The sequence below is a fragment of the Maridesulfovibrio sp. genome (assembly GCF_965230075.1).
Taxonomy (GTDB): domain Bacteria; phylum Desulfobacterota; class Desulfovibrionia; order Desulfovibrionales; family Desulfovibrionaceae; genus Maridesulfovibrio.
On the sequence record NZ_OZ245945.1, the window covers coordinates 1,310,837 to 1,323,467 of the forward strand.

General features: G+C 48.6%; 14 protein-coding genes and 1 riboswitch. Of the genes, 6 read left to right on the plus strand and 8 right to left on the minus strand.

Annotation, left to right across the window (positions count from 1 at the left end):
* Positions 1-51 precede the first annotated feature (51 nt).
* The 5 genes from pgm to ACO05Z_RS06000 all read right to left on the minus strand — a co-directional run bounded on the left by pgm (position 52) and on the right by ACO05Z_RS06000 (position 4,402).
* Positions 52-1,701: a phosphoglucomutase (alpha-D-glucose-1,6-bisphosphate-dependent) gene (gene pgm / locus ACO05Z_RS05980; protein ID WP_421901241.1), complete on the minus strand. Its 1,650-nt coding sequence runs from the start codon at positions 1,699-1,701 to the stop codon at positions 52-54.
* Positions 1,702-1,927: 226 nt separating this feature from the next.
* On the minus strand, positions 1,928-2,374 hold the full coding sequence (locus ACO05Z_RS05985) for a hypothetical protein (protein WP_421901242.1): 447 nt from the start codon (positions 2,372-2,374) through the stop codon (positions 1,928-1,930).
* A gap of 209 nt (positions 2,375-2,583) precedes the next feature.
* The gene (locus ACO05Z_RS05990; RefSeq protein ID WP_421901243.1) at positions 2,584-3,204 is read right to left on the minus strand and encodes a tetratricopeptide repeat protein; all 621 of its coding nucleotides are present in this window, start codon (positions 3,202-3,204) and stop codon (positions 2,584-2,586) included.
* A gap of 67 nt (positions 3,205-3,271) precedes the next feature.
* Entirely contained in the window at positions 3,272-3,574 is a 303-nt protein-coding gene (locus ACO05Z_RS05995) for a hypothetical protein (RefSeq protein ID WP_421904171.1), read from the minus strand.
* 54 nt (positions 3,575-3,628) lie between these two features.
* Entirely contained in the window at positions 3,629-4,402 is a 774-nt protein-coding gene (locus ACO05Z_RS06000) for a YkgJ family cysteine cluster protein (RefSeq protein WP_421901244.1), read from the minus strand.
* A gap of 99 nt (positions 4,403-4,501) precedes the next feature.
* Here ACO05Z_RS06000 and ACO05Z_RS06005 point away from each other — a divergent pair, with 99 nt between their 5' ends.
* A complete protein-coding gene (locus ACO05Z_RS06005; protein ID WP_421901245.1) occupies positions 4,502-4,645 on the plus strand; it encodes a hypothetical protein in 144 nt (47 codons plus the stop codon).
* A 95-nt stretch (positions 4,646-4,740) separates the two neighbouring features.
* Here ACO05Z_RS06005 and ACO05Z_RS06010 read toward each other — a convergent pair whose 3' ends face one another.
* Positions 4,741-4,929, minus strand: coding sequence for a ferredoxin (locus tag ACO05Z_RS06010; RefSeq protein ID WP_015851179.1), 189 nt, complete (start codon positions 4,927-4,929; stop codon positions 4,741-4,743).
* A gap of 354 nt (positions 4,930-5,283) precedes the next feature.
* On the opposite strand from ACO05Z_RS06010, the gene ACO05Z_RS06015 reads away from it, so the two are divergent.
* Complete coding sequence (locus ACO05Z_RS06015) at positions 5,284-6,483, plus strand: aminopeptidase (protein WP_421901246.1); 1,200 nt, start codon at positions 5,284-5,286, stop codon at positions 6,481-6,483.
* Between the two features lie 314 nt (positions 6,484-6,797).
* Positions 6,798-7,388: a VPLPA-CTERM sorting domain-containing protein gene (locus tag ACO05Z_RS06020; RefSeq protein WP_421901247.1), complete on the plus strand. Its 591-nt coding sequence runs from the start codon at positions 6,798-6,800 to the stop codon at positions 7,386-7,388.
* A 65-nt stretch (positions 7,389-7,453) separates the two neighbouring features.
* Here the strand turns inward: ACO05Z_RS06020 and ACO05Z_RS06025 are convergent, their stop codons facing one another.
* Complete coding sequence (locus ACO05Z_RS06025; RefSeq protein WP_421901248.1) at positions 7,454-8,695, minus strand: APC family permease; 1,242 nt, start codon at positions 8,693-8,695, stop codon at positions 7,454-7,456.
* A 118-nt stretch (positions 8,696-8,813) separates the two neighbouring features.
* On the opposite strand from ACO05Z_RS06025, the gene ACO05Z_RS06030 reads away from it, so the two are divergent.
* From ACO05Z_RS06030 to glyA, 3 genes are all read left to right on the plus strand, one after another.
* The gene (locus ACO05Z_RS06030; protein ID WP_421901249.1) at positions 8,814-9,689 is read left to right on the plus strand and encodes a LysR family transcriptional regulator; all 876 of its coding nucleotides are present in this window, start codon (positions 8,814-8,816) and stop codon (positions 9,687-9,689) included.
* Positions 9,690-9,773: 84 nt separating this feature from the next.
* On the plus strand, positions 9,774-10,217 hold the full coding sequence (locus ACO05Z_RS06035) for a hypothetical protein (RefSeq protein ID WP_421901250.1): 444 nt from the start codon (positions 9,774-9,776) through the stop codon (positions 10,215-10,217).
* A gap of 67 nt (positions 10,218-10,284) precedes the next feature.
* A riboswitch (ZMP/ZTP riboswitch) is annotated at positions 10,285-10,373 on the plus strand.
* Between the two features lie 53 nt (positions 10,374-10,426).
* Positions 10,427-11,683 carry a serine hydroxymethyltransferase gene (glyA, locus tag ACO05Z_RS06040; RefSeq protein WP_421901251.1) on the plus strand — a complete coding sequence of 419 codons (1,257 nt, stop codon included), beginning with the start codon at positions 10,427-10,429 and terminating at the stop codon, positions 11,681-11,683.
* A 202-nt stretch (positions 11,684-11,885) separates the two neighbouring features.
* On the opposite strand, the gene ACO05Z_RS06045 is transcribed toward glyA, so the two are convergent.
* On the minus strand, positions 11,886-12,485 hold the full coding sequence (locus ACO05Z_RS06045; protein WP_421901252.1) for a phosphatase PAP2 family protein: 600 nt from the start codon (positions 12,483-12,485) through the stop codon (positions 11,886-11,888).
* Positions 12,486-12,631 lie beyond the last annotated feature (146 nt).

Here is a 12,631-nt window from a genome sequence, read left to right on the forward strand (position 1 = left end):
GGCGGAGAGCTTAAAGCTTTCCGCCCTTTTTGTTGTCAGGATAACTGAGGACTATTTCAGGGCTACTTCAAAAGCGGCATTAACGATGCTGGCAGCTTCTTCCTGAATAGCTACAAGATGAGCCAGCCCCTTAAAGGATTCAGCATAGATTTTGTAAATTGATTCCGTACCGGAGGGACGGGCTGCAAACCAGCCGTTTTCAGTCACAACCTTAAGACCGCCGATTGCTTCCCCATTACCGGGGGCTGCGGTGAGACGTTCTTCAATTGTTTCTCCGGCAAGTGTCTTGGCTTTTACCATGTCCGGGGTCAGAATGCTGAACGCTTTTTTCTGTTCCTCTGTGGCCGGGGTATCAATGCGCTTGTAGACCGGATGTCCGAATTTCTTTTCAAGGGAGGTGTAGTGCTCTCCGGGGTCCTGCTCGGTGATGGCGGTAATTTCCGCAGCCAGCAGGTTCATGATGATTCCGTCTTTGTCGGTAGTCCATACGGTACCGTCTTTGCGGAGGAATGATGCGCCCGCACTTTCTTCGCCGCCGAAACCGCAGGTGCCGTCCAGCAGCGGGTCTACGAACCATTTGAAACCAACCGGGACTTCCATGAGCGGACGATTGATGGAATCTGCCACCCTGTTGATCATGGAACTGGATACAAGGGTTTTACCTACGGTGAGCTTGTCGCTCCACTGAGGTCTGTGCTTGTAAAGATATTCAATGGCAACGGCCAGATAATGGTTGGGGTTCATCAGTCCCCGGCTTTTGGTGACGATGCCGTGCCTGTCAGTATCCGGGTCATTAGCAAATGAAATATCATACTGGTATTTCAGCTCAATAAGACCGGCCATGGCATAAGGGGAGGAACAATCCATACGGATTTTGCCGTCCTTATCCACATGCATGAAAGAGTATGAGGGATCGAGCTTTTTGTTCACCACATTTATGTTCAGGTCATATCTTTCAGCGATAGGCTCCCAGAAATCAATGGCAGCTCCACCGAGTGGGTCTACACCAATACTGAGTCCTGCGGATGCGATAGCCTGCATGTCAACGATGTTTTGCAGGTCTTCAACATAGGGAGTGATGAAATCAAATTCTTTAGTGGTGTCAGCTTTTATAGCTCTGTTGAAAGGAATCCGTTTTACATCCTTGAGGCCGTTTTTGAGAATTTCATTGGCCCGGTTCTGGATGGTGCTGGTTGCAGCGGTCCCTGCAGGTCCTCCACTGGGCGGGTTGTACTTGAAGCCCCCGTCTCGCGGCGGGTTATGCGACGGAGTGATTACGACTCCATCTGCAAAACCGTCTTTCCTGCCTTTGTTGTAAGCGAGAATGGCGTGGGAAATTGCGGGGGTAGGAGTGAAGCCCGCATCGTTGAGCAGCACGGTAACGCCGTTTGCTGCAAAAACTTCAAGGGCTGAAATCTGAGCCGGTTCTGAAAGGGCGTGGGGGTCCTTGCCCATGTAGAGCGGACCTGTGTAACCCTTGGATTTTCTGTATTCGCAGATAGCCTGAGCGATTGCGAAGATGTGGGCTTCGTTAAAGGACCCGTCAAGGGCTGAGCCCCTGTGGCCGGAAGTTCCGAAGGCAACAAGGTGAGAATCAAGGGAAGGGTCAGGTTTTACGGTATAATACGCTGAAACTAATCTTGGTATGTTTTCCAGAATGTTCGCAGGAGCCAATTGTCCTGCCAGTTTGCTAAGTGCCATTTAAGCCTCCGTATTTTGAATGCCGATAAAGAATATCAAAGAAATATAAAAAAACAACAGTTAACAGATGTTTTTAAGCTGATTGTAACCTGCATCAAGACAGGAATCCTTGTGTGACAATTAACAGGTTGATATTCCCTTTGTCTATCATTCTCGGCATATATGGACGTTCTTTTGTCAATAATTTGGGCAGTACTGGTCAGCGGACAAAGAAGGTGTTGGATTATTATGAGATAAAAATAAAGTCCCAATTCAAGACTGTTCCGTAGAGCAGGCATATTCCGGTCAGCAGGGCGATGACGGAAAATATGATTTCTTTTGTTTCCGTCCTATGCGGATTTTTTAGTAGATTGAAAAGTTGTACAGGCAGGATCAAGCCCCGGATGCTGAAGATCGTACCTATTATGATCAGTACGGGACCGAGCAGTGGCAAGCGGGTGAATTTACCTGCTCCTGAAAATGCATAAAGGCCGAATGTTGCAATCACTGTGGCAATGAATGCGGTCAGTAGCGGGGGGATGACTGAGTGTTTTTCCGCAAGGGAGGTCAGGTCTTCCCCGGCACCGAAGTAGCGGTAAGCCTTGGGGCCGACAACAATTATCACGATATGCAGGATGGCGATCAGAAAGCAGACTATGCCACTGAAGGTAAGTAAATCAGCTGCGTTATGCATATGAACCCGATTGTGCCGTTAGGGAGTGTGTCGCAGGGGCAGGCGTGTTCAGCGTGCCGTATTTTTATCATTAAATTGCTTTTACGGCACAATAGCACAATTCATTTTTATTTACGAGAGTAAGTGTTGGTTTGATTTTGGATATGCAAAAACAAAGGCTCCCCTGTCATATAGACCGGGGAGCCTTTAAATTTAATGTAAATAGAATCTTAGCGATGCTTCTCAAGTTCCTTGAGGAAGTCGTCGGATACGTCAAAGCCAGTTTCGATAGCTTTGTCTACGCATTCGATTGCTTTTTTGTAGTCTTCTTTTTCAGTGTAGCAGAGGGCGAGGTTGTTCCATGCGGGACCGAAGTTGTCTGCCAGCTTGAGAGCTTTTTCGCAGACTTCGATGCAGTCATCCAGTTCGCCTTCGTTGAAGTAGGCAGCACCGAGGGTGGAAAGAGCCTGTACGAAGTTGGGATCGTACTTGATGGCGCGTTTCAGAGCCTTGATAGCCTTATCGGTTTCGCCCTGTTCCATGTATACGTAGCCGATGTTACCCCAGGGAACTGCGAAGAAAGGACGCTGCTGGGTAGCAGTGATGTTGTAACGCAGGCAGCCTTCGAGGTCGCCACGCTGCATGGCGATACCGCCGAGCTGCACGTATGCTTCTGCCATTTTGGGGGATTCGTCGATGGCTACGAGGAACTCGCGCTCAGCTTCCATGAAGTCCCTTTTGGACAGGTAAGCAACACCGAGGTTGTAACGGGTGTTACTACAGGTGGGGCTGGCTTCTTTTTTCTTTTTCAGGTCTTCGATGTAGTCATCAATGTTGTCAAATTTCTGCATGGGAAAAACCTCTTATATTACAAAAGTTTTGTCGTTGTTGGTCTACTGCCGATGTCGCTGGCTCACGCTAAACGTGTTTGCCTTCTTTTCTCAGCAGTTCTTCGTACCAGACGCAAAAGTCATAAATGGGGCGAACTTTTTCAAAGTTCATGACCAGCATTACTCCGAACTCGGCAGCGGCCTGTGCGTATTCCGAGTTACGGTTTACGTGGACTTCACGGATGAATTCTTCACAGAGCTGCTGTGAAGTCCTTCCGGTTACATCCTGACGCAGGTCAATAGGATCGAAAGGTTTCGCAAAGGGGTCCCATTCGTCGTAACCGATCTTGTCGACAAACCTGCGCCTGCGCGGCGAAAGTTTCTCGTACATGTATCGTTTTTGTTCTTCTATTTCTTCCGGAGTAAGGGTGCCCACGTTTATCTCCTAAGGATTCTCGGGCATTGCGCCGAGTTCAACAGAGTAGTTGCAGGTGGCACAAGCGGACTTGTCTTTGTCGCAGGTTCCGCATGCTTCAGAAGGTTCTGCCGCAGGAGCTTCAGGCTCCGGCTTGTCTCCGGTATTGGCGCCGAGGTATTCCGGGGTGTAGTCGGTTACCAGTGCCATGGAGAGGGGAACCAGTACTTCCGGCAGTTCTTTCAGGGAAGAGTTGATGGAAGCTGCAAGTTCTTCACTCAGCTGCATCAGCTTGGACTGCAAGGTGTCCATGTTGATGGTGGGGTAGGATTTACCCGCAGTGAAGCCTGATTTCTGACAGGAGTGGGCCTGTCCGCCGATGTTCATGGGAACACCGTAAATGCGGCAGGTCAGCGGTCTGTGATCATAGAGGGCACAGAGGTTATCTTCCTGCAGGAAAGGACATTTAACCCTTGCGAGGGATACTTCCTTGAGGATTTCTGTTGTGGAGGCTCCGGACTGGCTGGCTTTGAAAGCCCTTCTTTTGATCTTGTGGATCAGGCGGTCCGCTTTATCAGCATCCTGCATGATAACGGAACGTTCCATGCCGCTGTAAGTTTCGTTGAACTTGCGGTTGATGTAGATCGCTTCCACAAGAGTCAGATCGAAGAGGGCGTGACAACAGTCACTGCAACCTTTGGCGCATTTGATGCCGTCTTCAGTCTGTTCGGATATTTTATTGAAAGTCTTGTCTACTTCAGCGACAAGAGCTTCGTATTTTTGAAAAATTTCTTTGAACTCCAAAGCAAAACCTCCGTAAAAAAAATATGTTCAGAGCTTTGGCGGATAAACCGCGTAAACTCGTATAAGCTAAGTATTATTGTTCAGCAGTCAATTGTTTGCGTGAAAATAATTACTGATTTTATCGAACCGGTCCCGCATGACGGTTCAATCGGCACTGACAGCATGCCGGGGATGGCGCATAAAAAAAGGAAAGTAGAGAGGGAGGAGAAAAAGAAATCCGGCTCCGGCAGGCTGGTCCACTGAACGATATTAAATTCGCTGACCGTTAATTAAAGAGCAGGCGGGAATCTGGGCTAACCCTGATTCCCGCCTTTAAAACTTCGTTAATGAAGAATTTTCTACTGCTCTTCGATGGTGATAGCATCCTGTTCGCAAACTTCGATACAGGATTCACAACCGAGGCATTCGTCTTCGTTAACAGCTACTGCTTTGCCGTCCTGAAGTTCGTAAACTTCGGTAGGACATACATCAACACATTCGCCGTCGCCGTTACATTTGTCATTATCAATGGTAATTACGTAGCTCATAGAGTTACCCTCCAAAAAGATTGATTTTTTAGCCTCTGGTAGCCTGCGTACAAAAGCCTACAGGCTACGCAGTCTTTTTACAATTAGGATTGAGCCGGATTAATTCCAGCTTTGACCCCCGACTCAGGGCTATTGAAATGTGGATAGCCACAAGCCTTCCGCATGTCAAGAAGGCAGGTACTAAAAAGTACAAGAAACATCTTAATTATCTAGATTAAGATTTTCAAGCAGGGATTATGATTTTCAGTCCAGAGGGTGGACTTTACTTATCTATAGATGATGACATTAGTTGCACATTGAATTAATAGGTGACTTTATCTCGCAATAATAGATGTTATAATTTTAGGAGTTTTTATGCTGACAGAAGAACAGCTCGATAAATATGTTGATGCTTTGTGGTGGGGGCTTACCACCGCCCGTACCAAGCCCTATGAGAAGGGTGACCTGATCATGGTCCGCTATGAAGCGGAGGCCCTGCCTCTTGCGGAAGCAGTATTCAAGCGTCTCATTGACGAAGGTTTGAACCCCGTACCGAGGATGACTCTGACTCCGGAAATGGAGAAGAGTTTTTACGGGGACGGTAATGACGAGCAACTTAAATATATTGCTCCCGGTGAAGAGGAATTTACCGAAGGCCTTAATGGTTTGATCGTTCTGCTGGCACCTTCTTCCCTGACCCATCTGGCCGGAGTTGAGCCTTCCCGCATGGGCAAATGCGCTGTGGCCCGTAAATTCCTGCGTGACATCATGGAAAAGCGGGAACAGAAAGGCGAGCTGGGCTGGACTCTCTGTTCCTACCCCACAAGGGCTCTTGCTGAATCCGCCGGGCTTACCATCAAGGAATTCACCGACCAGATCGTGAAAGCCTGTTACCTTGATGAAGATGATCCGGCTTCCTGCTGGAAGGGCGTTTTCGACAAGGCTTCCGAGGTCAAAAACTGGCTGAACGGTTTGGATATCGAATCCTATCGTGTTGTTACCGATGATATGGATCTTACCGTGAAGCATGGTGAACTGCGTCAGTGGATCGGCGTTTCCGGACACAACATCCCCAGTTTCGAGCTTTTCATCTCTCCTGACTGGCGCGGCACTTCCGGCGTATACTACGCTGACCAGCCCTCCTACCGTTCTGGTAACTATGTTGAGGGTGTGCGTCTTGTCTTCGAAGATGGCGTAGCCAAGGAAATCACTGCCAAGGAAGGCGAAGAATTCGTCAAAAAACAGCTGGCAATGGACGAAGGTGCTTCACGTCTCGGTGAGTTTTCCCTTACCGACCGCCGTTTTTCACGCATTGACAAATTTATGGCCAATACCCTCTACGATGAAAACTATGGTGGCGAATTCGGTAACTGCCACGTTGCAGTAGGGTCTTCCTACCCTGATACCTATGCCGGGGATCAGGCCGAGCTTAATGAACTGATGAAAGAAGAACTTGGCTACAATACTTCCGCCCTGCACTGGGATTTGGTAAATACTCAGGATAAAACAGTTTATGCTAAATTGAAGGATGGCAGTGAAGTGGTCATCTATAAATCCGGTGAATTCCAGATTTAATCTTTTTACCCGCATAACTATTCAATAAAGTATCCCGGCTGGATTTATTCAGCCGGGAATTTTTTACCCCTTTTTATTTGGCATCAGGTTTGCTTACTACAAGTGTTTGCTGTCGCTTTTTCGGCAGTGAGCACTTGTTTTTGTTTGAAGAATGAATATTTAATTTATATATGCTTGTTTTTGCATAAATAAACAGTCGAATTATTAGCCGGTTAGGTTTAAGCCAAGTCTTCCGTGGGTTAATCTGGATTTCTTGACTGATATTATCATCCGGGTTATTTTTCTTCTCAGGGAAAACGGTGGAGGTGATCCTCATGAAGAAGTTTTTAAGCGTATTAGCCTTGCTGGTGATTATGGTTTTACCGGCACAGGCATTTGCATCATATTATTATACCCTTGAAGGTACAGTTGGCGCCTTAAGTGATGGTGGAGGGCTGGCAAGTGCAGCCGGAATCTCTATCGGTGATACCGTAAGGTATGTAATTGAAATTGATACCGACCGGGCCGGGTATAGAACCGTTGGTAATGGTCAAACTAAGACTGTAAATAATTCGTATTACACTTCTTTGTATTCCGGTACACTTAATGGTTATGGCTCTACTGCTAATGGTTACTTAAAGGATAGGGGCTATGGCTATTCTGCTTATACTGGAAATGATAATTCAGCAGTGTATATGAATGGTTGGGGCTCCAGTTTTGCAAATCTCGGCATAGGGGATACTGTGCAGCAGATTTACGAGTCTGCTTATAATGCTGATAGCAACTGGCAGTACAGTCAGGTTACAGCAATTAATTTGAAGATTACCAACATATCCAACGTTGCACCTACCCCCATTCCTGCAGCCGCATTTCTGATGCTCGGCGGGCTTGGAGTGGTTGGATTCGTAAAGCGTAGATTCTTTTAATATCTACTGAAGTTAAAAAGTAAGGCCGGAACCATGATCTTTTGTGATCGCGGTTCCGGCTTTTTTTATTTTCTTGCGAATGCAAATGATTGGCTTCGGTTAAAGCTTAATGTGATTATGCTGATTGCGGCAAGTGCCAGCAGCGGCCAGATGGATGAAAATGCCAGCAGGGTACTGAAGCCGATGCAGAGTATCATGCAGGGAATGCGCACCGCCAGCGATTCAAATATTTTTAAGGCGGCTCCCACGGCAATCAGTGAATTGGCGAGAAAGAATACATTGGCAAATGATACCAGATCTTCAAGGGTGACTACTCCCGTATGGATAAGGAACAGGTCTAGCATATGGATGCAGAGCAGGATCAGGATTGCCCGGTAGGGGGCGTTGTTAGCGTTGGCCTTCGCCAGAATGGAGGGTAATTTACCCTTGGCTGCTAGCGTTGCGATAAGCCGGGAAACCCCGCCGATAATCATCAGGTAGGTGCAGATGCACAGGGCGCAGGTAACCAGCATGACTGTGAAGTTCGCATATCCGCCCAGTAATGGTTCGACTGTCCGGGCAACGTTAAGAGAACCGTGTTTGCTGCTTTCAATCGAATGCATGGCCCAGCCGACCAGCAGATATACTACGCTTACAGCGGTGACTCCGATAATGGTTGCCAGTGGGATTGTCCGTTCAGGGTTGCGCACTTCCATTGAATAATTGCCGATGATCTCCCAGCCGATGATGGCCCAGAAAAGTAGCAACAGGGTGGAGCCCAGTGCCGGGATATCCGGCGCATTAACCGGAAGAGGGCTTACCGGACTGGTGCTGATGGTGGTGAAGCTACCGCTGATCATAATCAGTCCGATGGCGATGCTGGCAATGAGCGAGATGGTGCTGACAAAGGTTACCCTGCGCAACAATATGGTGGCGCACAAAAGGAGCATGGCTGCTGTGGCTCCTGAAGTCTGGGTGGCAGACAGTGCGAAGGTGTGGGCGATGGAGTCCGCTGCGGTCATCAGTACCGGGACCGGCCCGACGCAGACCGCGCAGATGATATAGTTGGAAGCCAGTTGTCCGGCTTTTTCACCGAATGCTTCGCGGATAGCAATAGGAACCCCTTCTGATCCGGGGTAGGCAACGGCCAGCCGTGCGAAAAGTGAAGCAAAGACCGCCCCCAGAACCATAATGATCAGCCATGCTGCCACGGACCATTCTCCAAGTCGTGCCTCCGCCATGGGCGGCAGCAGGATTACCCCCGACCCGAGCACGGCCCCGGCCAGCAACCCGCCTAATTGAATGGGACCCATTCGTTTGTTTTTCATTTCTAGACCTTCCTGAATTTGATTGTCTGAATTTAGCAGTAATTTTGTTATCTGAAAAACTGAATATTCAGATTGAAATGTTCACTAAAACAGATAAGAGTGTAGGCAGGAGGACAGCATGGAAATCCGACACTTACTTTCGTTCAAGGAAATTGTAGAGCAGGGTAGCTTTATTAAGGCTTCGCAGGTGCTCAATTATGCCCAGTCTTCGGTCACATCCCATGTAAGGGCTATTGAGGACTTTTATGGTCGGCCTGTCTTTGACCGTCTTGGTAAGCGGGTGGTCCTTAATTCTTTCGGGGAGCGCCTTTACCGCAGGGTTCTACCTTTGCTGGCCGGGTATGATGATCTGTGCGGATTGAAAAACGAAGTGGGAGAACCTGCAGGGCAATTACGTATCGGCGCGCCGGAATCAACCATGCTTTACCGGCTTTCCCCGGTGCTTCAGAAGTACAAATCCATGTATCCTAAGGTGGATTTGATCATGCACAATTCCACCTGTCCGGCTATGCGCGGTCTGCTGCGCGATGGAAGTCTTGATATGGCGGTATTGCTGGATCAGGTGGTGGAGGAAGAAGAGCTGATCTGCAAACCGCTCTTTGATGAACCCATGTGCGTGGTCCTGCCTCGTGAATATCCGGCTGACGAACTTATCAATTCTCCGGCCCATGCGGTGCTCTATACGGAGGCCGGATGCAGCTACCGCCAGATTTTCCAGCAACTGCTGGCTGATAAGAATATCAAGGCTGACAACATCATTGAGACCGCCAGCGTGGAAGTCATTAAGCAATACCTGCTCTGCAATATCGGGGTTTCATTCCTGCCCGAAGTTGTGGTTCGTAAGGAACTGGCAGATGGCATGCTCAAGGGTATTCCATGGGAATCTCTCGACCCTATCCGGGTTCAGACTGTCCACCATAAGGACAAATGGCTTTCCCCGGCTATGGAGGAATTTATGCGTTTGCTTGAGGATGCTGCGGTGGGATGGGGATAGTTTTTCCTTGACCTTGTTATCTCCATTCAATTGGAATAGGTTGGCGTTGAATAATTAAGTAAGTCAAAGAAAAGGACGTTCGACATGGCAAAACAATATCAGCCCCGCATGCATTCTGCGGAGCATATTTTGAATCAGGTGATGGTGCGCAAATTTGATTGTGACCGCTGTTTCAGCGCACATATCAACAAGAAGAAATCCAAGTGCGATTACAATTTCGAGCGCGGTTTAACCGATGCTGAGGCTGGCGAAATTGAGCAGGGCGTTAACGAGGCGATTTCATCAAATCTGGTAGTGACTGAACAGATGATCAGTCTTAAAGAAGCCGATGAACGCTTCAATTTGACCCGCCTTCCTGAAGGAGTGACCGAAGTGCGTGTGGTCAATATCGGTGATTTTGATGCCTGCCCCTGTATTGGTGATCATGTTGAAAATACCAATGAAATCGGAGAGTTCAGGATGGTTTCACACAGCTTTGATGATGGAGTCCTGCGTATCCGCTACAAGCTCGGTGAGCCGGAAATTTAAGCTTAAGTTGAAAAACTTGTTTACAGAGCTGAAATCTGTTGCTAGTTATAGATCAGCTTTTTGAATACACATTCCGTGCAACTGGCGATGTAATGTGGAATTAACCACAGGGAAACACGGAATTTATTTTACCAGCCGCTCGCCTGGGCCTCGTCTTTTTCAAGACGTGCATCCTTACCCCTCCACGGGGTGAATCACAAGGAGTGCCCATGCAGCAATATCGAAATCTTCTCCAAGCTAACGATCCTGACATTTTCAATGCTCTTTCCGGCGAGGAATCCCGCCAGAGAGCAGGTATTGAACTGATCCCTTCTGAAAATTACACCTACCCCGAAGTGCTCTGCACCCTCGGCAGTGTTTTCACCAACAAATACTCCGAAGGTTATCCCGGCAGACGTTACTACGGCGGTCAGGAATTTACCGATACCATCGAAGACATTGCCCGCGAAAGAGCGAAGCAGGTCTTCCGCTGTGAGCACGCCAATGTGCAGCCGCTTTCCGGTTCTCCCATGAACCAGGCTGTATATCTCGGTTTGCTTGAACCCGGCGATACCATTCTGGCCATGGATCTTTCCCATGGCGGACACCTCACTCACGGTGCCCCGGTTTCCTTTATGGGCAAGCTTTTCAATTTCATCCGTTACAAAACCGATCCGGTTGACGGTAGCATTGATTTTGATGATCTGCGCAAAACAGCCCTTGAGCACAAGCCGAAAATGATCCTTTGCGGTTACACATCCTACCCCCGCGATCTGGATTACGCCGCTTTCAAGAAAATTGCCGACGAAGTAGGGGCCATTACCATGACCGATGCTTCGCACTACGGCGGTCTCATTGCAGCCGATGTCATTCGCAACCCCTTTGACTTCGGTTTTGATGTAGTCACTTCCACCTCACACAAATCCCTGCGCGGTCCCCGTGGCGGAATGATTCTTTGCAAGAAGGAATTCGCGCCCAAGATCGACAAGGCTGTCTTCCCCGGTCTGCAGGGTGGGCCGCACATGAATACCATTGCCGGTATTGCGGTCACTCTCAAAAAAGCGCTTGAGCCGGAATTCAAGGAATACGGCAAGCAGGTGCTGCTTAATGCAAAAACACTGGCGGATGAACTGCTCAAATCCGGTGCTTCCCTTGTTACCGGAGGAACTGACAATCACATGATGGTCCTTGATACCGAGAAGAGCTACGGCATTAACGGCAAAGTCGCCGAAGAGCTGCTCGACGAGGTTGCCATCACCACCAATAAGCAGATTATCCCCGATGATCCCAATCCGCCCCTGAAACCCAGCGGTATCAGGATTGGTACTCCCGCTGCTACTTCCCGCGGCATGAAGGAGTCCGATATGGTCAAGCTGGCGGGCTGGATTACCACCATCCTCCAAAATCCTGAAGATAAGAATCTGGCCGTTACCACCCGGTCGGAAATTGAATCTTTCTGCTCAAGGTTTCCGGTTCCGGGAATCTAGTTGAAAACTCCTTCCTTCCCATGTGTCCGGGATTCCATGCATCCCCGGGAATCCCGGACAAAGATTTCTAACCGGGCTGGCTGAAAATTTTATTGTAAATTGTCTTGTGGGTAACAACTTTTTTAGCCAGTCCGGTAATTTTTCATCACCCCATCCTCCAAATAAAAATCGACTTGAACCATCAGGATCAAGTCGATTTTTTTTACGGCCTGTATTTCTCCGGCAATTTATATTTCAGCCAATAACTCCAAAGTAGCCAGACTGAAACAGCCACACATGCCCCAAAGGCCCAGCCGGCCATGACATCGGTGGGGAAATGCTTGCCCAGATAGAGGCGGGAGTAGCCGACTCCGATGGGCAGGAAGAGCATCCACGGGCGCAGCTTACGGAAAAAGAACATGAGCATTACCGCAAAGGCCATGGAGTTTGCCGCGTGTGCAGATGGGTAGGAGTTGCCGCGCTCTTTGGTCTGCTGGTAGTCAAGCGGTCTGCGCTGCCAGATTCCGTCATCGCGGAAATAGGTCAGGGCGATGGAGTTCAGCGGGCGGACCCTGCCGATGGATTTTTTGGTGATGTTGGTGGAAAAGTCGGACAGCCCCATGGTGGCAGATATGAGCAGGATGATGACCAGAAATTTAGCTCCCTTTTTCCAGACTCCGATAATAGTCACCACAGCAATGATGGACCAGAGCAGGGCGGCGGATGAAAGCAGGGGCATTACTATATCCAGCCAGTGCTTGCGGAATATCTGGTTGACCAGAATGAATATCTGCATATCCAGCGGTTGAGTAAGAAACGGCACTTATTTCTCCTGTATGAGCGTTTTCCTTGGCAAGACGGTTGTTTCCGAATAACATCCCCGTCCGTTGCAATGAATTTAGCTCGTATGGTTTATTGGTCTGCGAGTATCAATATAAATAAAAGTAAAAGCCCGCAAGGGATATACAT

What these genes read in the sequence shown, in the direction of transcription:
- pgm (WP_421901241.1), bottom strand. Translation starts at nt 1,701, where the DNA reads ATGGCACTTAGCAAACTGGCAGGACAATTGGCTCCTGCGAACATTCTG.
- ACO05Z_RS05985 (WP_421901242.1), bottom strand. Translation starts at nt 2,374, where the DNA reads ATGCATAACGCAGCTGATTTACTTACCTTCAGTGGCATAGTCTGCTTT.
- ACO05Z_RS05990 (WP_421901243.1), bottom strand. Translation starts at nt 3,204, where the DNA reads ATGCAGAAATTTGACAACATTGATGACTACATCGAAGACCTGAAAAAG.
- ACO05Z_RS05995 (WP_421904171.1), bottom strand. Translation starts at nt 3,574, where the DNA reads ATGTACGAGAAACTTTCGCCGCGCAGGCGCAGGTTTGTCGACAAGATC.
- ACO05Z_RS06010 (WP_015851179.1), bottom strand. Translation starts at nt 4,929, where the DNA reads ATGAGCTACGTAATTACCATTGATAATGACAAATGTAACGGCGACGGC.
- ACO05Z_RS06015 (WP_421901246.1), top strand. Translation starts at nt 5,284, where the DNA reads ATGCTGACAGAAGAACAGCTCGATAAATATGTTGATGCTTTGTGGTGG.
- ACO05Z_RS06020 (WP_421901247.1), top strand. Translation starts at nt 6,798, where the DNA reads ATGAAGAAGTTTTTAAGCGTATTAGCCTTGCTGGTGATTATGGTTTTA.
- ACO05Z_RS06025 (WP_421901248.1), bottom strand. Translation starts at nt 8,695, where the DNA reads ATGAAAAACAAACGAATGGGTCCCATTCAATTAGGCGGGTTGCTGGCC.
- ACO05Z_RS06030 (WP_421901249.1), top strand. Translation starts at nt 8,814, where the DNA reads ATGGAAATCCGACACTTACTTTCGTTCAAGGAAATTGTAGAGCAGGGT.
- ACO05Z_RS06035 (WP_421901250.1), top strand. Translation starts at nt 9,774, where the DNA reads ATGGCAAAACAATATCAGCCCCGCATGCATTCTGCGGAGCATATTTTG.
- glyA (WP_421901251.1), top strand. Translation starts at nt 10,427, where the DNA reads ATGCAGCAATATCGAAATCTTCTCCAAGCTAACGATCCTGACATTTTC.